This window comes from Streptomyces sp. NPDC012466 (assembly GCF_042955215.1).
GTDB lineage: Bacteria > Actinomycetota > Actinomycetes > Streptomycetales > Streptomycetaceae > Streptomyces.
The window spans coordinates 647,439-671,568 of the sequence record NZ_JBIBEQ010000002.1 but is presented as its reverse complement, the minus strand read 5'-3'; the positions used below and the strand labels follow the sequence as shown (position 1 = coordinate 671,568).

Below are 24,130 nucleotides of genomic sequence, written 5' to 3'. Positions count from 1 at the left end.
ACCACTCCGGAAGGGGTGTGCCGCCACGCCGGTCGACCGGCCACTATCTCGTGAGCCCACATGGTGCCGGACGCTAGCAGCCGGGCATCCCGGACGAGGGAGGAGGTCCGGGAAGGGAATGTGGTCAGCTGATCACCTCCTGGACGCCGCAGCTCCGCACCCCTACTGCACCAGATCGAGCGGGGAACAGCGGGGAGTCACGGTGAAAGCCGACGGTACCTGCGAGAGTCCATGTCAGCCATCAACGCAGGTCAGCACCCCGATTCAGGCTCGAATGACCGCACCTTCCCAAGCTGAGGGCCCCGATACGTCGGCTCAGCCGGCTCCCCGTAGAGTCGCTGCATGGTGACTGCGACTGTCCGTGAGTGGCACGACGAGGAAGGGTGGGGGGTGCTCGACTCTCCCGAGACACCCGGCGGTTGTTGGGGCCACTACGCCGACATCCGGACGAAGGGCTTCCACACGCTGTCGCCGGGGCAACGTGTAGATCTCCAATGGGAAGCCCCTGGCTTCAAGCAGGACGGCTACGACTACCGGGCAGTGAAGATAGTGCCTCGGCCAGCCTGACATCCCCATCTGACATCAACAACGGCAGACAGCAGCAGCTACGAGCGACCCTTGACGGCCATGCCTTCCAGGCATTCGAAGCTCCTGAAGCCCCGTTGATCGCGTTGATCGAACCCTTGAAGCGGGTGTCGCAGGTTCGAATCCTCCCGGGGGCACAGAGCTAAGGGCCAGTTCAGAGGCTTGATCCTCTCGAACTGGCCCTTTCGCATGATCACGGTCGTGCCACACGGCCACGGCCGTTGACCATGTGCTGCACTCCCCGGTGTGTCGAAGAGCCCCGGCGGCCCCGGCAGCCACGGCCGCGTCCATGTCGGCACCATCGGACGCGGCCTCCGGTACGGCAACCCGCCCTGCCCCCAACACCCGAGCGGCGCCGCGGACACAACCGCCTGCGGCCCCGCCATGGCCGAGGGACCTCGCGCAGGCCTTGGGCGCGTCATTTCATGGGATCGCCTGTCGGCGTGAGTCAGTTCGTCACGCGGAAGGTGGCGTCGCTGCGGGCCGTCGTGGTGGTGATCGGGTCGAGGCGGAGTTCGTAGGCGTAGTGGCGGATGTACCGGTCGGGGTGGCTGTACGACTGGAAGGACGACCATGTCGGGTCGGCGAGGCCGGCGACCTGGCGGAAGGTGGCGTCCGCGGCGAACCGGGTGGTGCCGTCGTTGTAGGCCAGCTGGAAGTCGTAGTCGGAGTGCCGCAGGAAGTGGCCGGGGAAGTTCACCGACTCGAAGGAGACGGTGCCCGAGCCCGCCAGGCCGGGCCTCAGCCGGAACTGGGCGTCCGGGCCCGTGACGTTCTGGTCGATGCGCACGTCGAAGTTGGCGTGCCGTACGTACCGGTCCTGGAAGTTGAACGACTGGAGCCGCTTGGCCGGGGTGTTGGCCCAGCGTGAGAGCACGCGGCTCTCCTCGGCGGCCGTCAGGTTGAGGATCGAGCCGTGGCGCTTCTTCGTCCCGCCCAGGTTGTAGCTTCCTGACGCCGGGAGACGGTAGGTGCCGGCGGCGGAGGGGTTGGTCGTCGTGACCGGCATGTAGCCGCGTCCGGAGGCGTACTGGTCGAGGTACAGGGTCCACTCGTCGCGGTCCCTGAACTTCATCCACATCGGGCCTTCGACCTGGGAGCCGGTCAGGCCGATGCCGGAGAGGTTGCCGAGGTCGGTCCACGTACCGAGGATCGAGTTGCTGCCTTCGAGCGTGATCTGGCCGTCGCCGGAGGCCCGTACGTAACGGAAGTCACCGACGCCGGACGGCACCTCGACGATCTGGGTGTCGATGATGTTCTGGGTGCCGGGGCGGTCGATGTAGAGCTGCGGGGTGGTGATGGTGCGGAAGTCGGTGGTGCGGGCGTAGTAGATGCGGTGCTTGAGCACGCCGCCCCGGGTCGCGTTCGTCGCCCAGTACAGGACGTAGTCGTTGGTCTCGGAATTCCAGATCGCTTCCGGCGCCCAGGCGTTGCGCCCGTCGGGGATCGCGCCGGCGACGTTGAGCAGCCACGGCTGCGACCAGGTGACCAGGTCCGTCGACTCCCACACCACGAGGTTGCGGCTTCCGTTGTTCATGGAGTCGTCCCATGACTGCCCGCAGCCGATGCACAGGTCGGTCGCGATGATCCAGTACTTGTCACCGCCGGGGGCTCTGACCAGTGCGGGGTCGCGCACCCCACGGGTTCCCACCGTGGAACGCAGGGTCATCCCGCCGCCGTTGAGGTCACTCCAGTTCAGGCCGTCCGTGCTGTGCGAGAAGTAGATCTGCTGACCGGTCGAACCCTCCCCGATGAAGTGCGTCATCAGGTAGCCCGGGTCGGCGGCGGCGGCCCGGTCAGGTGTGGTCAGGGCCTGGCCTGTGAAGAGGAGGCAGGCGGCGAGCAATATGGCCGACAGCCTGGAGAGAAGCGTGCGCACGTGCATGTCCCGTCCTTTCTCCGATGTCCGTTGCACCCGTGGTCGCTGCGCCGACGGCGTCGGCTCACTTGGCGCTGCGCGGCTCTCAGCGATGCCCGTCAGGTCTTCCGGCGTGCCGTCATGGTCCGCTGGATCAGGATGAAGGCGCACAGCAGCACTCCCGTGGCGATCTTCGTCCACCAGGAGCTGAGCGTCCCCTCGAACGTGATGACGCTCTTGATCAGGCCGAGCACCAGCACCCCGAAGAGCGTGCCCAGCACATACCCGGAACCGCCCGTCAGCAGGGTGCCGCCGATGACCACGGCGGCGATGGCGTCGAGTTCCATGCCGACGGCGTGCAGCGGGTCGCCCGACTGGATGTAGAGCATGAACAACAGACCGGCCAGGGCCGAGCAGAAGCCGCTCACCGTGTACACGGCGATCTTCGTGCCGCCCAGCGGAAGCCCCATGAGCAGGGCCGACTGCTCGTTGCCGCCGATGGCGTACACACGGCGTCCGAAGCGGGTGTAGTGGAGCACGTAGGCGGCGACGGCGAGGACGACCAGGGCCACGACGGCGCCGATCGACAGGTCCCCCACGCCCAGTGACACCCGCGTCTGGGCCAGGGTGCCTACCGAGGCGTCGTTGATGGAGATGGACTCCTTGCTGATGACCAGGCACAGTCCGCGGAAGAGGAAGAGCCCGGCGAGCGTGACGATGAACGGCTGGATCTCGAAGTTGTGGATCACATAGCCCATCAGGAAGCCGCCGAAGGCGCCGACGGCCAGTGCGAGGGGGACGACCAGGAGCAGGGGCAGTCCCTGACGTTCCACCAGCCACGCCGTGAACATGGTGGTGAAGCCGATCACCGAGCCCACGGACAGGTCGATGCCGCCCGACATGATGACGAAGGTGGCACCGATGGCGGCGACCAGCAGATAGCCGTTGTCGATGAACAGGTTGAGGAACACCTGGGGTTCGGCGAACCCGTAGTTCTGGTACCGGCTGAGGCCACCGACGTACATGGCGATGAACAGGGCGGCCGTGACCAGGACGGGCAGACGCCGGTCGCCGAGCAGGCGCGCGGCACGGGAGGCGGTACTGCCGCTCGGGGCCGCCTTGGTGGTCTGGGCGGTCGCGCTCATCGCGACACCTCCATCTTCGGGGCGGCGTCGGCCGCCGGAGCGGGCTCCACCGGGGCGGCGTCCCGGCGCGGGCCCTTGGGGCCCTTCGCGCCGAAGACCTTGGCCCGGAACTTCGGGGACTGCAGCAGGCAGACGACGATGACGACGGCGGCCTTGAAGACCAGATTGGTCTGGGTCGGCACGCCGATGGTGTAGATCGTGGTGGTCAGGGTCTGGATGACAAGGGCGCCGACCACCGTGCCGCCGATGGAGAACCGGCCGCCGAGCAGGGAGGTACCGCCGATCACCACGGCGAGGATCGCGTCGAGTTCGATCCACAGACCGGCGTTGTTGCCGTCCGCGGCCGAGGTGTTGGAGCTGATCATCAGGCCCGCGATGCCCGCGCACAGCGCGCAGAACATGTAGACCATGATCTTGATGCGGGTGGACCTGATGCCGACCAGACGGCTGGCCTCGGCGTTGCCGCCGACCGACTCGACCAGCAGGCCGAGTGCCGTACGGCGGGTCAGCGCCACGGTGACGGCCACCACCGCGGCCACCACGAAGACGGAGAACGGCAGGGTCAGCCAGTAGCCGCCGCCGATCAGCTTGTACGGCTCGCTGTTGATGGTGATGATCTGGCCGTCGGTGATCAGCTGGGCGACGCCTCGGCCCGCGACCATGATGATGAGGGTCGCGATGATGGGCTGGATTCCCATCCTGGCCACCAGGAAGCCGTTCCACAGACCGCAGACGACCGCGGCCACCAGCCCGATGCCCATCGCCAGGAACACCGCGGACAAGGTGTTCTGGTCGGCCTGGTCGCTGATGTACGAACAAGTCAGGGCGCCGGTGATGGCGACCACGGCACCGACGGAGAGATCGATGCCGCCGGTGGCGATGACCAGGGTCATGCCGACCGCGACCAGGATCAGCGGTGAGCCGAACAGCACGATGGAGACGAGGCTGCCGTAGAGGTGGCCGTCCGTCATGTTGACCGAGAAGAAGTCGGGCGTGAAGGGGACGTTGACGAGCAGCAGGGCGATCAGGACCGCGACCGGCCAGAACAGGTGGTGTTGCGTCAGTGCTCGCCAGCGGGAGGTGGTGGTCACTGGTGTTCTCCGCTCGCGATGGTCTCGAGGATCTTGCTGGTGGTGATCTCCGGCCCGTTGGTCAGCCGCGCCACCAGCCGGCGGTCGCGCAGCACTCCGATGGTGTGGCTGAGCCGGAGTACCTCCTCCAGTTCGGCCGCGATGTACAGCACCGACATGCCGTCCTCGGAGAGGGACACCACCAGTTTCTGGATCTCCGCCTTGGCGCCGATGTCGATGCCGCGCGTCGGCTCGTCCAGGATCAGCAGCTTCGGCTGGGTGATCAGCCAGCGGGCGAGCAGCACCTTCTGCTGGTTGCCGCCGCTGAGCTGTCCCACGCGGGCCTCCGGGTCGGCGGGGCGGATGTCCAGCGCCTTGATGTACGTGGCGACGAGTTCGTCGCGCTGGGAGGCCGGGATGGGCCGGGTCCAGCCGCGGGCCGCCTGGAGAGCGAGGATGATGTTCTCGCGCACCGTCAGGTCGGGGACCAGGCCCTCGCTCTTGCGGTTCTCCGAGCAGAACGCCACACCGGCCGCGATGGCGTCGTTCGGGGCGCTCATCGAGACGTGCTTGCCGCCGATGGTCACCTTGCCGCTGTCGGGCTGATCGGCTCCGAACAGCAGCCGGGCGAGTTCGGTGCGGCCCGATCCCAGCAGGCCGGCGAGTCCGAGCACCTCACCCTTGTTGATCTCCAGGTCGAAGGGGGCGACCCCGCCGGTGCGGCCGAGCCCCTCGGCCTTGACCAGTGTGTCGCCGACGTCGGAGCGCATCTGGTGCTCGTGCAGTTCCTCGAGCTGGTCCAGGGCCTTGCCGATCATCAGCTCGATCAGCCCGACCTGGTCGAGGTCGCGGACCAGGTGCTCGCCGACCAGGGTGCCGTTGCGCAGGATGGTCATCCGGTCGCAGACCTCGTAGATCTGGTCGAGGAAGTGCGACACGAACAGGATCGCGACGCCCTCGTCCCTCAACTGCCGCATGAGGCGGAACAGTTCGAGTACCTCGTCGCGGTCGAGGCTGGAGGTCGGCTCGTCGAGGACCAGCACCTTGGTGCCGAGTCCCGCGCCGTCCCGGGCTCCGGTGCCCACCGACCTTACGATCGCGACCAGTTGCTGCACGGCCAAGGGGTACGAGGACAGCGGCGCGGCGACGTCGATGTCGAGTCCGAGCCGGTCGACCAGCTCCGCCGCCTCCTTGCGCATCCGCTTCCACTGGATGCGGCCGGCGCGGGTGGGTTCGCGTCCGATGAAGATGTTCTCCGCCACCGAAAGGTTGGGGCAGAGATTGACCTCCTGGTAGACCGTGCTGATGCCGGCCTGCTGCGCCTGCAGCGGGCTGCCGAACCGTACGGATTCGCCGTCCAGGGTGATCGTGCCGCCGTCCAGGGAGTAGACGCCCGTCAGCACCTTGATGAGAGTGGACTTCCCCGCACCGTTCTCGCCCATCAAGGCGTGGATCTCGCCGGGGAAGAGCCGGAAGTCGACGCCCGACAGAGCACGTACCCCCGGAAACCCTTTGACTATGCCCGTCATCTCCAGGACGGGTTGCGGCTCTGCCATGGCAGCGCTCCTCGTGAATGGTCCAGGTCCGCAGGGAGCCTCCCGGCCGAGGGATGTCGGCCGGCCGGAGGCTCCCGCCGGTGGGGACGGTCGGTCAGTACTTGCGGGTGGGGAGCGCGTCCTTGGCCTGGTCCTGCATGAAGTCGCTCTCCTTGGTCTTGATCCAGCGTTCGACCGTCTCGCCGTCCTTGACCTTCTTCACGACCTCCATCAACTGCGGGCCGAGCAGCGGGTTGCACTCGACGATGGCGTTGATCTTGCCTTCGGACATGGCGACGAAGCCGTCCTTCACGCCGTCGATGGAGACGATGAGGATGTCCTTGCCGGGCTTCTTGCCGGCCGCCTCGATGGACTGGATGGCGCCGATGGCCATGTCGTCGTTGTGCGCGAAGAGCACGTTGATGTCCGGGTTGGACTGGAGGAAGGCCGCCATGACCTGCTTGCCGCCGGCCCGGGTGAAGTCACCGGTCTGGCTGACGACGACCTTCCAGTCGTCCGCGTGGTCCGCGTCCATGACCTCCTTGAAACCCTTGGCGCGCTCGATCGCGGGGGCGGCGCCGGTGGTGCCCTCCAGCTGGGCGATCTTCACGGCGCCCTTGTGGCCTGCCTTCTCCAGGACCTTCTCCAGGATCTTGGCGGCGCGCCGGCCTTCGTCGGTGAAGTCGGAGCCCACCAGGGTCACGTACAGGGAGTCGTCGGAGGTCTCGACGGAGCGGTCGGTGAGGACCACCGGGATCTTCGCGGCCTTGGCCTCCTTGAGTACCGCGTCCCAACCCGTGACGACCACCGGCGAGAAGGCGATGACGTCGACCTTCTGCGCGATGTAGTTGCGGATCGCGGAGATCTGGTTCTCCTGCTTCTGCTGGGCGTCGGAGAACTTGAGGGTGTACCCCGCGTCCTTCGCGGCCGACTTCACCGAGTCGCTGTTGGCGGTGCGCCAGCCGCTCTCCGAGCCGACCTGGGAGAAGCCGAGGGTGATCGCCTTGCTGCCGCTGCCGGCGGCGGCGGCGGTGTTGCCGTCCTCCTTGGCGCAGGCCGCGAGTCCGGTCGCAGCCGCCACACCGACCGCGGCGGTGAGGAAGTTTCTTCTGCTGAGCATGCTTGATCTCCTTCGTTGAGCCGGCCCGGGGAGGGGACTCGGTTGCTGCGGGGCTTCTGACGGTCGGTCGGAAACCAGGAAAGTGATGCCGTTCTGCGGGCCGATCAACGTTCGAAATATTGAACATGCGTGGGCGCGCCGTCAGGGGGTGGTCAGGGTGGAGTGCGGCCGGGAACGGCCGGACGCAGAGGGAGGGGGGTCGGCGAGGTGCTCGGCACCGGAGGAGCGGATCGGCGGGCAGGGCGGGATCGGGGAGGGGCGGGCGAAGTGGTCGTGGCGCTGATGTCGCCCGGCCGGCGCGGGCGATGGGTCCGGGCTCGATGACGACCGGAGGTGCTCCGGTCGGGCCGCACCCTCGTTCCACTCCTCGACGGCTCCAGGAGCAGGGCGCGGCTTCACTCCGCCACTGCGAAGAGGCCCTGGCGGACCGCGTTCAGCAGAGGTGCGGAGAACTCCGGCTCCGGGGCGCGAACCCGGACCCGGCGGCGTCGTAGGGGGTACGGGCGCTCACTTCGCCCGGCTTTCGCGACGAGAGGTGCCGGTCTAATCGTTGGCCGCAACCCGCCAGGGAGGTGCTGCTGTGCGCCGGATGTGCCACGGCCGTACCTCCCTCAAGTGGTCAGTGATGGGGAGGTCATATGAGCGCCCGCCGTCCCCCCTGGTCAAGAGGTTGCGCGAGAAGCAGGCCATCACGTTTGGGTAACGCGGGGCAGCGGGCGAGGGTGACGGCCTGCCGGCCGCCCGGCGCGCGAAAGCGCCTTCTTCGGCGGAGATATTGACGCTCGGCAGGCAGGGCCCTACCTTTCGATCGCTGAACGAAGTATCGAACTCTGTGCGACATCCCGGACGATCGGCCCGTTAGCGGTCCTCCTTGCACGCTGGTCCGGGTCGGAGCCGCGAAATGAGGGCACCGTCATGACGGCGACACATCCGGCAGCACTGCGGTCCGTGCGACCCGTCCCTGCCTGCTACCGCCCACGGGACGGGATCGCGAACGCAGGACGCCTCGCGCCCGGATCACGGCACGGCTCGGTTTGGGGCGGCGCCCCTCATCGCACGGTGCGCACCTGAGGAGCGGGGCGTCGGGCGCGGGCTGAGGCTGCACATCCGGATTCAGTTCCGGACGCTGTCTCGCCTGCCATGACCAGCGCATGCCGCCGGATCCGGGACCTACGTCACCGAGCCCCGGCAGCGGGTGCGGGTCGTCCGGTCGTCTGCGCACGAGCAGCCCGAGAAGCCGCCCTTCCGTACCGATATGAAGGCCCTGGGCAAACAACGCGACTGGGAGAGCAGGACCGACGCCAAGGTGCCGGCCCCGGCCGGCATTGCAGCCCGGCTCGGCATCGCCGAGGGCGCCCTGTGCGTCAGGACGTCAAACGAGTTCCTGGCCGACGGCAGGCCGTGCAACTGTCGACGAGTTGGGAGCCGTACGACCTCACCGCGGGCACTCTCGTCGTTCTCCCAGAGGGAGGCCCGCACGCCGGGGCCGGTGTCGCGAACCGCATGGCCGCGACCGGTGTCACCGTCAGCCACGCCGTGGAGCAGCCGGAGCCGCGACAGGCGACCGCCGAGGAGGCCTCTCTTCTGGGCATCCGGAAGGCCGCGCTCGTCAACGCTGCCATCGAGTGTTCACCTCTGGGCCGCCTGGGCCGCGCGAGGGTGCCCGAGGCCGGCCAATGGCGACCGACAGTGACAGGCGAGTCTCAGCCGTCCATCACAAAGACCCAGGTCAGGACCGCCCAGCCATACGCGTTTCCACCCAGGGGTGGCGGTACGGCAAGATGGGGTGTATCTGCCCACTGCCAGTTTCAAGCTGCCGGACGGTTTCTCTTGGCTGAGTTCATTTACACCATGCGCAAGGCGCGCAAAGCGCACGGCGACAAGGTGATCCTCGACGACGTGACGACCAGCTTCCTGCCGGGGGCGAAGATCGGCGTCGTCGGCCCGAACGGCGCCGGCAAGTCGACGATCCTGAAGATCATGGCCGGCATCGAGCAGCCGTCCAACGGTGACGCCTTCCTCACTCCCGGTTACACGGTCGGCATCCTGCAGCAGGAGCCGCCGCTGACCGAGGACAAGACCGTCCTGGAGAACGTCCAGGAGGGTGTCGCCGGGATCAAGGGCAAGCTCGACCGGTTCAACGAGATCGCCGAGCAGATGGCGACCGACTACACCGACGAGCTCATGGACGAGATGGGCAAGCTCCAGGAGGACCTGGACCACGCCAACGCGTGGGACCTGGACGCCCAGCTGGAGCAGGCCATGGATGCGCTGGGCTGCCCGCCCGGAGACTGGCCCGTCACCAACCTGTCCGGTGGTGAGCGCCGCCGCGTCGCGCTGTGCAAGCTGCTGCTGGAGCAGCCCGACCTGCTGCTGCTCGACGAGCCCACCAACCACCTCGACGCCGAGTCGGTGAACTGGCTGGAGCAGCACCTGGCCAAGTACCCGGGCACCGTCGTCGCGGTCACCCACGACCGGTACTTCCTCGACAACGTCGCCCAGTGGATCTGCGAGGTCGACCGCGGTCGCCTCTACCCCTACGAGGGCAACTACTCCAAGTACCTGGAGACCAAGGCCGCCCGCCTCAAGGTCGAGGGCCAGAAGGACGCCAAGCGGCAGAAGCGGCTCAAGGAAGAGCTGGAGTGGGTGCGGTCCAACGCCAAGGGGCGTCAGGCCAAGTCCAAGGCGCGTCTGGCCCGCTACGAGGAGATGGCCGCCGAGGCCGACAAGATGCGGAAGCTGGACTTCGAGGAGATCCAGATCCCGCCGGGTCCGCGCCTGGGCAGCATCGTCGTGGAGGTCAACAACCTCAGCAAGGGCTTCGGCGACAAGCTGCTCATCGACGACCTCAGCTTCACGCTGCCGCGGAACGGGATCGTCGGCATCATCGGGCCGAACGGTGCCGGTAAGACGACCCTGTTCAAGATGATCCAGGGCATCGAGGAGCCGGACTCCGGTTCCATCAAGGTCGGCGACACCGTCAAGATCTCCTACGTCGACCAGAGCCGCGAGAACATCGACCCGAAGAAGTCGCTGTGGGCGGTCGTCTCCGACGAGCTGGACTACATCAACGTGGGCCAGGTCGAGATGCCGTCGCGTGCCTACGTCTCGGCCTTCGGATTCAAGGGGCCGGACCAGCAGAAGCCGGCCGGCGTGCTCTCCGGCGGTGAGCGCAACCGGCTGAACCTCGCGCTCACCCTCAAGCAGGGCGGCAACCTGCTGCTCCTCGACGAGCCGACGAACGACCTCGACGTCGAGACCCTCAGCAGCCTGGAGAACGCGCTGCTGGAGTTCCCGGGTGCGGCCGTGGTCGTCTCCCACGACCGGTGGTTTCTGGACCGGGTCGCCACGCACATCCTCGCCTACGAGGGCGAGTCCAAGTGGTTCTGGTTCGAGGGCAACTTCGAGTCGTACGAGAAGAACAAGATCGAGCGGCTCGGTCCGGACGCCGCCCGCCCGCACCGCGCCACCTACAAGAAGCTGACCCGGGGCTGATCGATCTTGCGGCACATCTACCGCTGCCCGCTGCGCTGGGCGGACATGGACGCGTACGGCCACGTCAACAACGTGGTGTTCCTCCGCTACCTGGAGGAAGCCCGTATCGACTTCCTGTTCCGCCCGGAGAAGGACTTCAAGCAGGGGTCCGTGGTGGCACGCCATGAGATCGACTACAAGCGGCAGCTCGTCCACCGGCACCACCCGGTGGACATCGAGCTGTGGGTCACCGAGATCCGGGCCGCGTCGTTCACCCTCACCTACGAGGTGAAGGACGGCGACCAGGTCTACGTGCGGGCCTCGACGGTGATCGTGCCGTTCGACTTCGAGGCACAGCGCCCGCGCCGGATCACCGCGGAGGAACGGGAGTTCCTGCGCGAGTACATGGATGACGCCGAGGAGGAGGCCGTCGCCGCATGACGGTGCTCCACCTCGCCGACGAGGGGGAGGCGGCGGATCTCGCGGCCTTCCTCTCCAGGCTGCTCCACTACGACCGTGGAGCAGCGGTGCGTCTGCAGGCGGCCGGTACCGCCCTGGCCGTCTTCGGGCGGCCCCCGTCCTTCGAGGTGCTGGCCGTGCGGGCGGTACGGCTGGCGAAGCCGTACGAGAAGGGGCTCGAGGTCACGCTGGACGTGACCGTCTCGGCCGGTGAGTTGCTGGAGACGGTGGACGAGAACGCCGGCACGGCCGTCGTGCCCGGTGCCGTGACCGGGCCGCCGTGGGCCGGTGTGCTGCCGCCCCGCGGGGGCTGGCGGGCCGAGCCGGGGCTGCCCGCTCCGGACGCCCTGCGGGCCCTGGTGGCCGCCGTCGTCGCCGAGTTCCGCTCCCGGACGCAGGAGTTGCCCGCCGAGCGGCGGACGCGGGACGAGCTGGACCGGATCGGGCGGGACATCTGGTCCCGTACGGTCGGGGACACCCGGCTCCCCGTCCGGGCCGTGCACGCGGCGCAGTCCCTCGGGTTCCTGCGGCCCGGAGTGCCGCCGGCGCTGTTCTCCTCGGGTGCGTGGCTGAGGCTGCGCACACCGTACGGGTCCGTCGCCGTACGGCGTGCCGGGCTCGGGGCGCTGGACGTCAGCGTCCGCTGACCGGCCCCCCGGCGGGCGTCAGCCCGCGGTGTTGACCATCGAGGCCGCCGCGTACGTCAGGTAGTTCCACAGCGTGTGCTCGTGCTCCTCGGACAGGCCCAGCTCCTCGACGGCGACCCGCATGTGCTTCAGCCACGCGTCGTGCGCCGCACGGTCGACCGCGAAGGGCGCGTGCCGCATCCGCAGCCGCGGGTGGCCGCGGTTCTCGCTGTACGTCGTGGGGCCGCCCCAGTACTGGATGAGGAACAGCACGAGGCGCTCCTCGGCGGGGCCCAGGTCCTCCTCGGGGTACATGGGCCGCAGCAGCGGGTCCTCCGCGACTCCCTCGTAGAAACGGTGGACGAGCCGGCGGAAGGTCTCCTCCCCGCCGACCTGCTCGTAGAAGGTCTGCTCCTGAAGCGTGCCGCGCCGAATCTCATTCACGCGATCCATGGTCTCAGACGCCCCGGCATAGGACTCAAGACCTAGGACCCTGCCCCTACTGTGGAGACATGGGCGACCACGCACCCGGCAGTGAACTCGACGGTCTCGCCGCCGCCGCGCGGGCGGCACTGGTGCGGCGGATCGAGGCGAGCGGGGTCTGGGCCGCCGATCCGGGCTGGCGGGAGGCCTTCGCGTCGGTCCCGCGGCACCTCTTCGTGCCGTACTACTACGTCGGTGTCGCCGGCGGCTACGAACGCCGCTGGGGCGAGAGCGCCGACCCCGGGGCGCGGGAGCGGTGGCTGCGGGGCGCCTACGAGGACACCCCGCTGGCCACCCGGCTGCGCGACGGCGAGCTGCTGTCGTCCAGCAGCCAGCCGTCCCTGATGGCGGACATGCTGGCCGCGCTGGGCGTCGCGGACGGCCACACGGTTCTGGAGATCGGCGCCGGCACCGGCTACAACGCGGCGCTGCTGGCCCACCGGCTGGGCGACGACAAGGTCACCACCGTCGACCTCGACCCGGAGATCACGGAGTCGGCCCGCAGGCACCTGGCCGCGGCCGGGTACCACCCGGTCGTCGTCACCGGCGACGGCGCCCGGGGCGTGCCGGAGCGCGCGCCGTTCGACCGGATCATCGCCACCTGCGCCCTGAGCACCGTCCCGCGCGCCTGGGTGGCCCAGAGCCGCCCGGGAGGCCGGATCCTGATGCCGCTGGCCACCGGCCTGATCGTGCTGGCGGTGACCGGCGCCGGGGACGCCGAGGGACGCTTCCTGCACACACCCGCCTACTTCGTGCCGCTGCGCGGGACCGGCCGGCCCGGGGGCGAGTCGGCCCAGTTGGGCGGGGTGCCGCGCCGGGCCCGGGAGGACGACCTGTTCCGCTTCCTGCTGGCCCTGACCCGCGACAGCCTCGATCCGCAGGAGGCGCACGCGCTGTGGGAGCAGGAGGGCAGGCCGCAGCGCGAGCGCTACGGCATCACGGTCCGGGGCGAGAGGGAGTGGGCCTGGCTGGACGACCCGGAGGGGCCGTACGCCTGGCCCCTCCCGTCGTGACCGGGCTCAGCCGCGGCGGATCGTGATCGTCGTCCAGGCGCCCACGTGCACCCGGTCGCCGTCCTGGAGCGGTACGGGGACGAACGGCTGGATCGGTTCCTCCGAGCCGTTGACCGTCGTGCCGTTCGTGGAGTTCTGGTCGACGACCGCCCAGCTGCCGTCCGGCTGCTGGACCAGCACCGCGTGCTGGTGCGAGACGCCCGGGTCCTCCGGCGGCACCGACAGGTCGATGTCGGGGGTGTCGCCGGTGGAGTGCCGCCGGCGGCCGATCGTGAGCTGGTTGCCGGTGAGCTGGCGCTGCTGCTCCGGCGAGTACGCGGGCAGGTTCAGGCCCGCGGCCTCGGGGCCGGAGCGCTGCATCATCGCCATGAAGTAGTCGCGGTCCGGGCCGATGGTCGCCGTCCACGTCGCGGGTCCCCGCGGGGGCTGGGGCTGCTGCGGGAAGCCGCCGGGGCCGGGAGGGGCCTGGGTCGCGCCGGGCTGCGGGTAGCCGTAGCCGCCCTGACCGGGGCCGCCGGGGCCGGACGACGGCGGGGAGATCACCCAGTCGTCGTCACCGCCGCCGAAGGACGGACCGCCCTGCTGCGGAGGCCGCTGCGTCTCCTGCGGGAATCCGGGCGGGGCCGGCGGGCCGGACTGGTGGTACGCCTGCGGAGCGCCGGGACCACCGGGGCCGCCAGGGCCGCCGGGTCCGGGCGGGGGCGGGACCGGCCGCGAGGGGTCGGCGCCGAATCCGGGCGGGCCGGGAGGGCCTCCCTGACCACCGGGCCCACCGGGGCCTCCGTGGCCGCCAGGACCCCCGTGGCCACCGGGCCCGGGGTAGCCGCCGGGGCCGCCCGGGCCGGGACGGCCGGACGGGTCGCCGCCGAACGGCGGGATCGGCTCGGCCGGACGGTTCATCTGCGAGGGGCGGGAGCCCTGGTACTCGTACGAGTCACCACCGCCGTACGACGGCCCGGGCGGGCCCGGCCGGCCCGGCGGCTGGAAAGGCGCACCCGGACCGGGCGGCGGGGCCGCGGGCGTGTACGACGTCGCCGTGTTCGTCAGGAAGTTCCACCGGCACTCCTCGCAGAACGGGGCGCCGCCCTCACGCGGCGTACGGCACTGCGGGCAGAGTTCCGGCTCGGCGTTCGGTACGGCGGACAGGTGCGGCGGGCGTCCGCCGGGCTGGCCACCGGGGCCCTGGGGGCCGCCCGGGCCGGCGGGGGGCGGGAAGCCGTAGCCGCCGGGCGGCGGCGGGGGAGGAGGCGGAGGCACGGCACCCGCCATGCGGTGACCGCAGACCTCGCACCAGTCGTCGGAACCCGACTGGTGTCCGTTCGGGCAGGTCGGCATGTCGGCGCGTCCCTCCTTCGATCTCTTCTAGGTCACTTCTTCACGCGAACAGTCTTGGTGGAACGGGTTTCGAGCGTCATCTCGTCAGCCTCCGCGACCTTCGCCTTCAGTCGCACAGTACCGGTCGCGGCATCGACCACGTCCACCACCTTCGCAAGCAGTTTCGCAGTATCGGCGTTCCCGGAGGCACTCGCGAGCTGAACGGCCCGGCCCAGTTTGGCCGTTGCTCCATCCATATCGCCCGACTTACGAAGATCCAGCCCCTGTTGGATGACTTGTGCCAGTTCGGCCTGCCCGGTGTAGTGGGCGACCTGGGGGTTGATCGACGTCGAGGCGACCATGTCGTCCGTCCACACCGCCCGCACCAGGCCCTGCGCGCCGAGGTTCTGGGCGCTGCCGTCGGGCTGCGGAATGACCAGCGAGATCCGGGCCGCCAGCATCTCCTGCCCGATGTTCGCGGCCGGGACCTCCACGCAGACGTGGTAGTCACGGGACTCGTCCCCCCAGGAACCGAGGGGATAGTCACCGGCGCGCGGGCCCGCCTCGGTGCGCCGGCCGGTCAGTTCCTCGACCGTCGGCGCGACCTGCTTGACGAACTTCACGGTCGTGCCGACCGGGGTCCACAGCCGCAGGGAGACGTCCGCGACCTCCTTGCCCATCGCCGTCTCCATCATCTGCGTGAAGTCGGCGGCGAGCCCGGCCGGGTCGGCGACGATGTCGGCGGTGCCGAGCAGGGCGGAGGCGATCGCTGTGACTTCTTTCACTTCCCAGTCCGTGCCCACGCCCCGCGCGTCACACGTGAACCGCCCGGCGCACGCGTCGAGCGCGGCCTTCAGGTCCTGCGGCGACTCGTGCTCGTTGCGGCCGTCGGTGAGCAGGATGCCGTGCCGGATCGCGACGTCCGCGGAGGACAGCAGGCGGTCGGCCAGTCTCAGCCAGGTGCCGATGGCGGTGCCGCCGCCGGCGCTGAGCGAGCGCAGCGCCTGCTTGGCCTGCTCCCGGGTGGTGGCGTCGGCGACCGCGACGCGCCCGCCGCCCGGGTAGACCTCCTTCGCCACGTGCGTCCCGCCGATCACCGCGAAGTGCACACCGTCACGCAGGGTGTCGATCGCCGCGGCCGTCGCGTCGCGGGCGTTGCGCATCTTGGTCGGCGGGTAGTCCATCGACCCGGAGCAGTCGACCATGACCGCCACGGCCGCGGACGGGCCCTGGCCGGGCGAGTAGAGGTGGGGCGCCGCGACCGCGCTGCCGATCGTGCCGCCGCCGGTCGCCGTCACCGTGACGATGGCGTTGACCTCGCCGGCGCCCTCCGGCAGGTACTCGTTCTGGTACACGTCCACCGAGAACTGGGGCACGTTCGACTTCGAGAAATTGGCCATGCCTGCTTCGATCCCCCTCCAAAGCCCCCGCCGCGGCGGGGTGATGACGGTAGGCGGACCGGTCCCCTCCGGTCCGCCGAGGCGTCCCCGTACGTGGCCTCAGGCCGATCCTGCCCCCTGGGGCACGGCGGGGAACGGCACGAGCGCCACTGTTACGTTGTCGTGGCCCCCGCCGTCCAGGGCGTGACCGAGGAGCACCCGGGCGCTGTGCAGCGGGTGCACGGCGGCGTCGAGCGGGACCACCCGGGCCATGTCCTCGGCGGCCTCCGCGTAGTTCCACAGGCCGTCCGTGCAGACCACCACCACGCCGGGCCGGTCCGGCTTGAACGCGGCGGTGTGCGGTTCCAGCTCGTAGGCGTCGGCGCCCAGCCAGCCGGTGATCGCGTGGGCGCGCTCGTCGGCGTAGGCCTCGGCCTCGTTCATCAGGCCCGCGGCGACCATCTGCGCGGCCCACGAGTCGTCCTCGGTGAGCCGGGCCGGGGGAGCGCTGCGGTCGACCGGGACCCAGTAGGCGCGGCTGTCGCCGACCCAGCCGACGATCAGCAGGCCCGACGTCACCACGGCGCCGACGATGGTGCAGGCGGGGGCGTTCTGGTGGGGGGCCTGTTCGCGGGCCGTGGCGGGTTCGCCGGCGAGCGAGTTGACGGCGCGCGAGGCGGCGAGGATCGCGTCGTGCATCGCCTGCTGCGGGTGCGTGCCGCGCGGCAGGGCCGCCAGCAGCGCTTCGCCCGCCGCCTTCGAGGCCGCCGCGGAGGCGTCGTCGGGGCGGGTCGCCGAGGAGACGCCGTCGCAGACGATCGCGACGGAGGCGGGGGAGCCGTCGGGCAGCGCGGTGGTGCCGATGGCGAACGCGTCCTCGTTGCGGTGGTGGCGCAGACCGCGGTCGCTGACCGCGGCCACCGGGCCGGACTCCTGCTCCATGTGGTCCCGTTCGCGCGGCTGGGCGTGGCCGCAGTTCTCGCAGTAGCCGTCGTCGTCCACGCGGCCGGCCCGGCAGGCGACGCAGACCTTGCCGCCGGTGCCCGCGGCCTGGGCCGCCGGCTCGGCGGACACCCGTGGGTCCGGTGCCTGGAGGAGGTACTCGTCGGGCTGTGTCTGGTAGATCTCCGGCGACGCGGCAGGCCCGTCGGGCTGCGGCGGCCGGTCGAACCGCACGCCCGCGGCCGGGGCCGGCGGGGCGCTCGGGGGCGGGGGCGTCTGTGGCGGCAGCGCGGAGCCGCCCGAGTCGGTGCCCGGCAGGTCCGTCGGCAGGTGCACCGCATCCGGGGCGCCCGCGCCGTCCGGCCCGGGGGCGGGCCAGGCCGCGCCGGCGGGTGGCGCCGACGGGGGCTCGGGGTACGCACCGGCCGGAGCGCCCTGGGCGGGCACCGAGCCGTTCATGGTGATGGTCGGGTTGTCCTGAGGCCGTTCCGGCACGGCGGACAGGTCGTATCCGCACGCGCCGCAGAAACGGTCACCCGACTCGAGGGGTTCCTCGCAACTCGGGCAGGCGGACAACTGGGGCATCTGCGACATCAACTACACCCACGTCCGGGGGCGGTAACGATTGGCACGTTCCACCAGGTCGATCCTCTCCTCGCCGCCCCGCGCCAGCCGGGCCAGCGTGCGGTACGAGCGTTCCAGACCGAAACGCAGGCCCCGCTCGTCCAGGCCGCTGCCGAGCAGCGTCCGTCCCCCGGCGGCGGGAGGGGCGGAACCCTGGCCCCCGGAGAGTACCCAGTCCAGCGCGCAGCCGAGGACTTCGGCCGACAACTGCTCCCGCCGCGCCGGATCCAGACCGTACGCCTCCAGCGCCTCGACCTGCGCCGCGGCGGCTGTCAGATCCTCCAGGAACGACGCGTCGGAGGCGGTCGCCGTGCGCTGCCGCAGCCGTGCCCGGACGGCCGCCACCCGCGCGGCCGTGTAGTGGATGGAGGACTCCGGCACCGACTCCAGCGTGCGTACGGCACCCCGCCGGTCCCCGGTCGCGAGCTGCACGCGGGCCAGGCCGAACGCGGCGCTCACAAAGCTCGGGTCGGTCGACCACACCAGCCGGTAGTACTCGGCGGCGTTGTCGAGCTGCCCCAGCACCTCCGCGCACAGGCCCAGCGCCAGCTTGGGCGCGATCTCGCCCGGGAAGGCGTCGTAGATCGCGTCGAAGGCGAGCGCGGCGCCCTCGTCGTCGCCCGTCACCAGCGCGGCCACGCCCCGGTACCAGACCACCCGCCAGTCGTCGGGCCGTTCACCCTCCAGCGCGACCAGCGCCTGGAGCGCGGCGGCCGGCTCGCCGGTCTCCAGCCAGGCCCGGATCTGCCTCAGACGCGTCTCGATCGACGGGGCCGGAGCCGCTGCCAGGGCGCCGAGCAGTTCGGCGGGTGCCGAGGTCATCAGGCCCGCCAGGAAACCGGCGTTGGGGTCACCCGGGTCGACCCGGGGGACCGGCAGGGCGAAGGCGGCGGCAGGGGTGTCGACAGGCTTGACGAGGCTGTGCGGGCCCTCGGGCCGCTGCGGGTGGGGCAGGACGGCAGGAGCACCGGCGGGCGCCCGGGTCCGCACCGCACGGGCCCCGAGGCGGGACACCTCTGCGTCCAGCCTCGGGAACAACTCCGTGTCCGTGACCCGTAGTTCCGGTCCGAAGAGCGTGGACAGGGCGGGGCGGGCACGACCCGTCTGGAGGGAGACGACCTCCCGCAGGACGCCCGTCAGCTGCTCGGTCATCTCCTGCGCGGAGGCGAAGCGGCGGGCCGGGTCGGGATCCGTGGCACGGACCAGGAGCCGGTAGAACGACTCGTACTGCCGGAACACCTCGATGTGGTCCGGGTCGGGCAGGGAGTCGGCGTAGACGTTGGTGTAGCCCTGGAAGTCGAACGTCATGACGGCGAGGGTGCGGGCGACCGTGTACAGGTCGCTCGCCACCGACGGGCCCGCCTCGGCCACTTCCGGGGCCTGGTAGCCGACCGTGCCGTAGATGGCCGACTCCTCGTCGTCCATCCTGCGCACCGCGCCCATGTCGATCAGCTTGAGCTGGTCCTCGGTCTGGATCGCGTTGTCGACCTTGAAGTCGCAGTACAGCAGGTTCCGGCTGTGCAGGTGCCCGAGCGCCTCCAGCGCCTCGATGCCGTACGCGCAGGCCTGCTCCACCGGCAGCGGGTCCCGTCTGCCCTGCGCGGTGCGGCGGGCGTTGGCGATCTCCTTGAGGGACTTGCCGCCGACGTACTCCATGACGATGTAGCCGTCGAGCGAGCCCGTGCGCTGGTCCAGATGCTCCACGAAGTTGTAGATCCGCACGATGTTGGCGTGCTCGATCTCCGCGAGGAAACGACGCTCGGAGATCGCCGCCGCCATCGCGTCCTGGTCGCCCGTGTCCAGCAGGCCCTTGAGGACCACCCAGCGGTCCGAGACCGCCCGGTCGACGGCGAGGTAGATCCAGCCCAGGCCGCCGTGCGCCAGGCAGCCGACCACCTCGTACTGGCCGTGCACCACGTCCCCGGCCTTCAGCTTCGGCACGAACGAGTACGGATGGCCGCACTTGGTGCAGAAGCCCTCCGTACGGCCCGGCCGGTCGCCGCGCGCCCGGCCCACCGGCGCTCCGCAGTCGGAGCGCGAGCAGAACCGCTTCCTCTCGGGCACCTCGGGGTTGTCCAGGACCATCTCGCGCGGGTCGGGCCGCGGGATCGGCGGCACCTGCACCAGCCCGGCGCCCAGCCGCCCCCGGGACGCGGAACCGGTGGTCGAGCCGGAGCTGCGCACCGACACCGAGCGGCCCGTCGACGCACCCGACAGGGACCGCGAGAGGCGTCCCGACACCGAACGGCGGGACTTCGACGACTGGGAGGAGGTCCGCGAACTGCGGCTGCCGGAGCGGGAACTGCCACTGCCGGCGGACCCGCGGGAGCCGCCCCTGCCTCCGGCGGTGATGCCGGTGGGAGGCGAGCCGACCATGCCGTTCTCCGCGACGACCGGGGCGAGACCGCAGGTGTCGCAGTACAGTTCCCCGCCGCCCACGTCCTCGTAGGTGCCGCCGCAGGTGGGGCGCTGGCAGGTGCGTCCGGACACGCCGGGTGGCTCCTGCGGTGCCTGACTCATGGACTCCCCCTCGTCACTCATGCGCCCGGCCCCCTCCGGTCGTCCTCGGGCACGCCCTGCCCCGGCACCCGCGGGCCGCCGCCCAGCAGCTCGGCGGCCGCGTGCTGGTAGCGCAGCACCGCCTGCTCGGCGGCGCGCAGGTCGCAGGGGGCGCTCCACAGCATGCGGCGCGCCTTCTCGTACCGCTCCACCAGCAGGGTGTCCTCCGCGAAACCGTGCCGGGCGACCTTCGCCTTGTACGCGTCCAGCCGGCCGCGCAGCTCGGCGCGGACCGCCAGCGGGGCGGTGACGGCCGTCAACGACTCGCGGGCGCGCAGCAGTTCGTCCTCCGCCTTCTGCTCCAGCGACTCCAGCAGCGGGGACAGCCGGTGCCACTGCGCCTGCCTGCGGTACTCCGCGGCCGCCGCCAGCTGCTCCTGGAGCACGGTCGGCGGGCCGCTGACGACCGGCACCTCCGTCGCCGCGATCTTCGCCAGGACCTCGCCGCGAGCCGTGCGCGCCTCGGCGAGCGTGCGGTCCGCGCGGCTGAGGATGTCCCGCAGCCGCACGATCCGCTTCTCGGCGTCCTGGCGCACGGTCAGCACGGCGTCGATCTCGCGGCGTACGTCCTCCAGGGCACGTGCCTCGCGGTCGTACACCGCCGTGTCCGGCCTGCCGCCGCCCGGAGCCGAACTGCCCTCCGCGGCCAGCCAGAACGCCAGCGGGTCCGAGACCACCTGCTCGCGCAGCTTCGTCAGTATCCGCGTGATGCGCTCCAGGTCGTCGCCTGCCGGGTGCTCGCCGGGGCGCACGCCGACCGAGTGCGCGAGCCGGCGGGTGCGCTGGAGCTCCGCCGCGAGCAGATCGATCCGGGCGGGCAGAGCCGACCAGACCGCGTCCGCGGCGACGATCATGTCCAGGCTCGTCGCGTACAGCTCGTTCATCCGGTCGACGAGGGCGGAGAGGGAGTAGCGCTCGCTGAGCTTGGTCGGACCGCCGTGCAGGGTGGGGGCGTTGGCCGTCGCCGTGGCGCTGCCCGCGACGGTGACCGAGTCGCCGTTCAGCAGCTCCGTCAGCTCCACCAGGTCCTCGCGGCTGGACCAGCGGCGCCGGGCCCGGATGTCGCGGGCGGTGCGCAGCGCGTCGGTGTAGGCGTCGAAGTACGTCCACAGCAGCGTGATCGACGCCTCCGTGGACGTCCAGCGCTCCTGGGTGACGCCGGTGAGCCGGGCGCCTTCCAGGAGTCTGCGGCCCGCGTGGTCCTGCAGGGCGAGGAGCGAGGTCTCGATCGCCTCGTGCTCCGCGCCGAGCCGCGCCAGCGCACGGTCCACCTCGTCCCGGTCCATCACCGGCCCGGTGGATCCCGTGACGCCCATCGATCACCTCTCGCTGCGGTCGTGTGTCGCGTGTCGTCTGTCGTCGTCTGGTGCGGGTGCTCGTGGGTTCGGCAGGGGGTCAGGTGGTGCGGAGGTACTGCGGTGCCGGTGGTTCCGACTTCTTCGCATCCTTGCCCAGGGTTGCCGACAGCCATTGGTCGTACGACGCCTGCCAGCCGTTCGCGGTGTCCTTGCGGTAGTCCACCAGGATCTGGTTGACCCGGCGTACCAGATCGTCCGCGTCCTTTTTCATCGCCACGCCGTAGTACTCGGCAGTGAAGGCGTCACCCTTGAGCTGGACCGTCGGATCCTGTGCCGCCTGGCTCGCCGCGAGAGCGCCGTCGGTGACCACCGCGTCGACTTCGCCCAGCTGGAGCCGCACCAGGCAGTCGAGTTGGTTCGGCACGGTGGTGGAGATGTCGGTGCTGGCGGGGAGGTCGCCGGCCTTCTGGTCCGCCTCCAGCTTCGCGTACGCCGTCGAGCCGGCGGCCGTGCAGACGCGGCGGTCCGCGAGCGTGCCGTCGTAGCCCTTGACGGGCGAGGACTTCGGGGCCAGGACCTGCTGGCCCGTCTTGAAGTAGGGCGCGGAGAAGGCCACGTCGGCGATGCGGGCGCAGTTGATGGTCATCGTGCGGACGACCATGTCCACACGGCCGTCCTTGATCGCCGGGATGCGCTGGTCGGTGGGGATCGCCTTGAACTGCACGGCGTTCGGGTCGCCGAGGATGTCCTCGGCGATGCGGTGGACCAGGTCGATGTCGAAGCCCTCGAGCTCCGCGGTCTTGCCGCTGTTGGGGTTGCGGTAGCCCCAGCGGTAGCTGTTCTGGTCGACACCGACGATGAGTTTGCGCTTCTCGCCCTCGCGGTTCTTGATCGCCCGGATGGTGTCGCCGTCGGCGGAGGAGGGGGAGAGCGTCTGCTTCTCGGGGGCCTCGCAGTCCTCTTCCGCCGCCGTGCCGGCGGTGCGCGTGGCCGCGGTGGTGTTCTGGGTGGCCGTGGTGGCCGTGGTGAGCGGCAGGCAGAGGGCCACCAGCGCCACCAGGGCGCAGACGACTGCCATCGCGGTCACTCCGCCCCAGCCCCTGAGTGCGTCTCGCACGGTCGTTCCTCCCTTCGCCCCTGGCCCGTTCACCGGTACTCCGACAGCCTGCGGCCGATGCCCAGGACCGCGCCCGCGGCGCCCAGCACCGCGAGCACGGCCGCGCCGGCCGGCAGGCCCGTCAGTGCGTCGCGGCCGTCACCCGCCGCGCGCTTGAACTCCGTCTCCTCGTGGGCGAGTGCCGTGCGCAGGTTCTCGTCGACGCTGTCGAAGCACTCGCCCGTCGCGCCCTTGGCGCCGATGACCCTGTCCAGGGCCTGCTGGTAGTTGCCGTTCTCGTCCTGCTCGCGGGCCGCGGTGTGGCGCTTCTTCCACTCCGTCATGTTGCCCACGGCGGCGGTGACGGGGCGTTCGCCCGAGGTGTCGTCGGCGAGCTTCTCCGCCGCCGCCAGGTGTGCGGCGAGGGCCTTGATGTCCGAGCCGAAGTCGTAGTCGTAGGCGTCGTAGGTCGTTTCGCCGACCTTCTTCGTCTCCGCGCCGCGGGCCACCAGGGTCAGGTTCTCGTTGCCCCGGGCCTTGAGGGAGGCGATGCGCGCGTCGTGCAGGACGTTCAGGGAGCGGACGCCGTGGTCGTAGGAGTCGTTCAGGCCCGCGCGGGCGAAGGTGTGGCCCACGACCAGCCAGAGGAGGACGACGGTGGCCGTGGCCGTGGCGGTCACCAGGCCGTGGTTCAGGACCCTGTTCGTCCGCCGGTAGTTGCGGTGCTGGGCCCAGGCGAGGGCGGCCAGGGCGGCGACGCCGAGGGCGATGGCCGCCCACGGGTACGGGGTGGCGCCCGCGTAGTCCGCGCGCAGGCGCTGGTTCTCCTTCTTGTACAGGTCCTCCGCCGCCGGGAGCATCTGCTGTTGCATCTTCTCGTTGGCGTAGCGCAGGTAGGCGCCGCCGACGGGGAAGCCCTGGCGGTTGTACGTACGGGCGCGCTCCACCAGGCCCTTGTACTCCGGGAGGAGCCGGTTGAGCTTGGCGATCGTCGCCGTGGACGGGGAGTCCGGGTCGGCGTTGGCGGCGGCGTTGACGAGCTTCTCGGCGGCCGTGCGGATGTCACGCTCGTAGCGGTCGCGGGTGGTGGCCGACTCCTGGCCGCCGGCGAGGAAGCCGCTGGAGGCGGCGGTGTTGGCGTCCGCGAGGGATCGGTAGATGTCGGCGGCGTCCGAGCTGAGGGGCTGGCTGCGGGTGAGGACGTCGTCGGCGGCGGCCGCGCGGCCGGTCATCTGCCAGGCGGCGACCGCGCCGAAGGCGATGACGAGGAGGGCCAGGAGGGCGCCGATGATGCGGAGGCGGCCGGGTTCGGTGGTGGCGGCGGAGCGGAGCTGGTCGAGGCCCTCGGCGAAGGCGGTGCGGCGGGGTCCCGCCGGGGGTGCGGGCGGCGCCGGGGCGCTGCCGGGCGGCCGGGCCGGGGGTGCCGCCTGTGCCGGTACCGCCGGCAGGATGGGCAGGCCCGGGCCCGGTGGTGGCGGGCTGCTCTTCGGCGTGTACGTCACTGTGACCTCCCCCGTGGTCATCCGTCGCCGCAAGTATCGCTGCCGGGG

The 24,130-nt window shown here is 70.8% G+C and carries 18 protein-coding genes and 1 pseudogene; 6 read left to right on the top strand and 13 right to left on the bottom strand.

Features of this window, described 5'->3' with window-relative positions; all coding sequences use genetic code 11:
* The first annotated feature begins 342 nt into the window (after nt 1-342).
* Nucleotides 343-567 (top strand): cold shock domain-containing protein, encoded by a 225-nt coding sequence (locus tag ACFY9E_RS10520; RefSeq protein ID WP_390981353.1) that lies wholly within the window; start codon nt 343-345, stop codon nt 565-567.
* A gap of 466 nt (nt 568-1,033) precedes the next feature.
* Here the strand turns inward: ACFY9E_RS10520 and ACFY9E_RS10515 are convergent, their stop codons facing one another.
* The 5 genes from ACFY9E_RS10515 to ACFY9E_RS10495 form a co-directional block, all read right to left on the bottom strand.
* Nucleotides 1,034-2,470 carry an AbfB domain-containing protein gene (locus tag ACFY9E_RS10515; RefSeq protein WP_390981352.1) on the bottom strand — a complete coding sequence of 479 codons (1,437 nt, stop codon included), beginning with the start codon at nt 2,468-2,470 and terminating at the stop codon, nt 1,034-1,036.
* Between the two features lie 92 nt (nt 2,471-2,562).
* Nucleotides 2,563-3,588, bottom strand: coding sequence for a galactofuranose ABC transporter, permease protein YjfF (gene yjfF / locus ACFY9E_RS10510; RefSeq protein ID WP_390981350.1), 1,026 nt, complete (start codon nt 3,586-3,588; stop codon nt 2,563-2,565).
* On the bottom strand, nt 3,585-4,679 hold the full coding sequence (locus ACFY9E_RS10505; protein WP_390981348.1) for an ABC transporter permease: 1,095 nt from the start codon (nt 4,677-4,679) through the stop codon (nt 3,585-3,587). The genes yjfF and ACFY9E_RS10505 overlap by 4 nt, the downstream gene beginning before the upstream one ends.
* Nucleotides 4,676-6,214 (bottom strand): ATP-binding cassette domain-containing protein, encoded by a 1,539-nt coding sequence (locus ACFY9E_RS10500; protein WP_390981346.1) that lies wholly within the window; start codon nt 6,212-6,214, stop codon nt 4,676-4,678. Before ACFY9E_RS10500 ends, ACFY9E_RS10505 begins: the two co-directional genes overlap by 4 nt.
* Before the next feature lie 94 nt (nt 6,215-6,308).
* Nucleotides 6,309-7,313 (bottom strand): ABC transporter substrate-binding protein, encoded by a 1,005-nt coding sequence (locus ACFY9E_RS10495; RefSeq protein WP_031136182.1) that lies wholly within the window; start codon nt 7,311-7,313, stop codon nt 6,309-6,311.
* A 1,156-nt stretch (nt 7,314-8,469) separates the two neighbouring features.
* Between ACFY9E_RS10495 and ACFY9E_RS10490 the strand changes: the two are divergent.
* The 4 genes and pseudogenes from ACFY9E_RS10490 to ACFY9E_RS10475 all read left to right on the top strand — a co-directional run.
* Nucleotides 8,470-8,924 (top strand): annotated as a pseudogene (locus ACFY9E_RS10490) (UTRA domain-containing protein); the annotation flags it as partial.
* A gap of 219 nt (nt 8,925-9,143) precedes the next feature.
* Nucleotides 9,144-10,808 (top strand): energy-dependent translational throttle protein EttA, encoded by a 1,665-nt coding sequence (ettA, locus tag ACFY9E_RS10485; protein ID WP_390981344.1) that lies wholly within the window; start codon nt 9,144-9,146, stop codon nt 10,806-10,808.
* Nucleotides 10,809-10,814: 6 nt separating this feature from the next.
* Complete coding sequence (locus ACFY9E_RS10480; RefSeq protein WP_352099376.1) at nt 10,815-11,228, top strand: thioesterase family protein; 414 nt, start codon at nt 10,815-10,817, stop codon at nt 11,226-11,228.
* Complete coding sequence (locus tag ACFY9E_RS10475) at nt 11,225-11,893, top strand: hypothetical protein (RefSeq protein ID WP_390981342.1); 669 nt, start codon at nt 11,225-11,227, stop codon at nt 11,891-11,893. Before ACFY9E_RS10480 ends, ACFY9E_RS10475 begins: the two co-directional genes overlap by 4 nt.
* An 18-nt stretch (nt 11,894-11,911) precedes the next feature.
* Here the strand turns inward: ACFY9E_RS10475 and ACFY9E_RS10470 are convergent, their stop codons facing one another.
* A complete protein-coding gene (locus ACFY9E_RS10470; protein WP_053671759.1) occupies nt 11,912-12,325 on the bottom strand; it encodes a globin in 414 nt (137 codons plus the stop codon).
* A 59-nt stretch (nt 12,326-12,384) separates the two neighbouring features.
* Between ACFY9E_RS10470 and ACFY9E_RS10465 the strand changes: the two genes are divergently transcribed.
* Nucleotides 12,385-13,368: a methyltransferase domain-containing protein gene (locus ACFY9E_RS10465; protein ID WP_390981340.1), complete on the top strand. Its 984-nt coding sequence runs from the start codon at nt 12,385-12,387 to the stop codon at nt 13,366-13,368.
* 6 nt (nt 13,369-13,374) lie between these two features.
* Here the strand turns inward: ACFY9E_RS10465 and ACFY9E_RS10460 are convergent, their stop codons facing one another.
* The 7 genes from ACFY9E_RS10460 to ACFY9E_RS10430 all read right to left on the bottom strand — a co-directional run bounded on the left by ACFY9E_RS10460 (nt 13,375) and on the right by ACFY9E_RS10430 (nt 24,082).
* Nucleotides 13,375-14,703 carry an FHA domain-containing protein gene (locus tag ACFY9E_RS10460; protein ID WP_390981338.1) on the bottom strand — a complete coding sequence of 443 codons (1,329 nt, stop codon included), beginning with the start codon at nt 14,701-14,703 and terminating at the stop codon, nt 13,375-13,377.
* A gap of 32 nt (nt 14,704-14,735) precedes the next feature.
* Nucleotides 14,736-16,082, bottom strand: a complete 1,347-nt coding sequence (locus tag ACFY9E_RS10455) for a VWA domain-containing protein (protein ID WP_390981336.1) — start codon at nt 16,080-16,082, stop codon at nt 14,736-14,738.
* A 99-nt stretch (nt 16,083-16,181) separates the two neighbouring features.
* Nucleotides 16,182-17,597, bottom strand: coding sequence for a protein phosphatase 2C domain-containing protein (locus tag ACFY9E_RS10450; protein ID WP_390981334.1), 1,416 nt, complete (start codon nt 17,595-17,597; stop codon nt 16,182-16,184).
* Between the two features lie 3 nt (nt 17,598-17,600).
* Entirely contained in the window at nt 17,601-20,147 is a 2,547-nt protein-coding gene (locus ACFY9E_RS10445; RefSeq protein WP_390981333.1) for a tetratricopeptide repeat protein, read from the bottom strand.
* Nucleotides 20,148-20,164: 17 nt separating this feature from the next.
* The gene (locus ACFY9E_RS10440; protein WP_390981331.1) at nt 20,165-21,502 is read right to left on the bottom strand and encodes a hypothetical protein; all 1,338 of its coding nucleotides are present in this window, start codon (nt 21,500-21,502) and stop codon (nt 20,165-20,167) included.
* 79 nt (nt 21,503-21,581) lie between these two features.
* Nucleotides 21,582-22,562: a transporter substrate-binding domain-containing protein gene (locus tag ACFY9E_RS10435; RefSeq protein WP_390982054.1), complete on the bottom strand. Its 981-nt coding sequence runs from the start codon at nt 22,560-22,562 to the stop codon at nt 21,582-21,584.
* Nucleotides 22,563-22,630: 68 nt separating this feature from the next.
* Nucleotides 22,631-24,082, bottom strand: a complete 1,452-nt coding sequence (locus ACFY9E_RS10430) for a hypothetical protein (protein WP_390981329.1) — start codon at nt 24,080-24,082, stop codon at nt 22,631-22,633.
* Nucleotides 24,083-24,130: the final 48 nt, after the last annotated feature.

Bases quoted from the DNA above. Each gene is read 5' to 3' on its own strand.
- ACFY9E_RS10520 (WP_390981353.1), top strand. From the start codon at position 343: ATGGTGACTGCGACTGTCCGTGAGTGGCACGACGAGGAAGGGTGGGGG.
- ACFY9E_RS10515 (WP_390981352.1), bottom strand. From the start codon at position 2,470: ATGCACGTGCGCACGCTTCTCTCCAGGCTGTCGGCCATATTGCTCGCC.
- yjfF (WP_390981350.1), bottom strand. From the start codon at position 3,588: ATGAGCGCGACCGCCCAGACCACCAAGGCGGCCCCGAGCGGCAGTACC.
- ACFY9E_RS10500 (WP_390981346.1), bottom strand. From the start codon at position 6,214: ATGGCAGAGCCGCAACCCGTCCTGGAGATGACGGGCATAGTCAAAGGG.
- ACFY9E_RS10495 (WP_031136182.1), bottom strand. From the start codon at position 7,313: ATGCTCAGCAGAAGAAACTTCCTCACCGCCGCGGTCGGTGTGGCGGCT.
- ACFY9E_RS10475 (WP_390981342.1), top strand. From the start codon at position 11,225: ATGACGGTGCTCCACCTCGCCGACGAGGGGGAGGCGGCGGATCTCGCG.
- ACFY9E_RS10470 (WP_053671759.1), bottom strand. From the start codon at position 12,325: ATGGATCGCGTGAATGAGATTCGGCGCGGCACGCTTCAGGAGCAGACC.
- ACFY9E_RS10465 (WP_390981340.1), top strand. From the start codon at position 12,385: ATGGGCGACCACGCACCCGGCAGTGAACTCGACGGTCTCGCCGCCGCC.
- ACFY9E_RS10460 (WP_390981338.1), bottom strand. From the start codon at position 14,703: ATGCCGACCTGCCCGAACGGACACCAGTCGGGTTCCGACGACTGGTGC.
- ACFY9E_RS10455 (WP_390981336.1), bottom strand. From the start codon at position 16,082: ATGGCCAATTTCTCGAAGTCGAACGTGCCCCAGTTCTCGGTGGACGTG.
- ACFY9E_RS10450 (WP_390981334.1), bottom strand. From the start codon at position 17,597: ATGTCGCAGATGCCCCAGTTGTCCGCCTGCCCGAGTTGCGAGGAACCC.
- ACFY9E_RS10445 (WP_390981333.1), bottom strand. From the start codon at position 20,147: ATGAGTCAGGCACCGCAGGAGCCACCCGGCGTGTCCGGACGCACCTGC.
- ACFY9E_RS10440 (WP_390981331.1), bottom strand. From the start codon at position 21,502: ATGGGCGTCACGGGATCCACCGGGCCGGTGATGGACCGGGACGAGGTG.
- ACFY9E_RS10435 (WP_390982054.1), bottom strand. From the start codon at position 22,562: ATGGCAGTCGTCTGCGCCCTGGTGGCGCTGGTGGCCCTCTGCCTGCCG.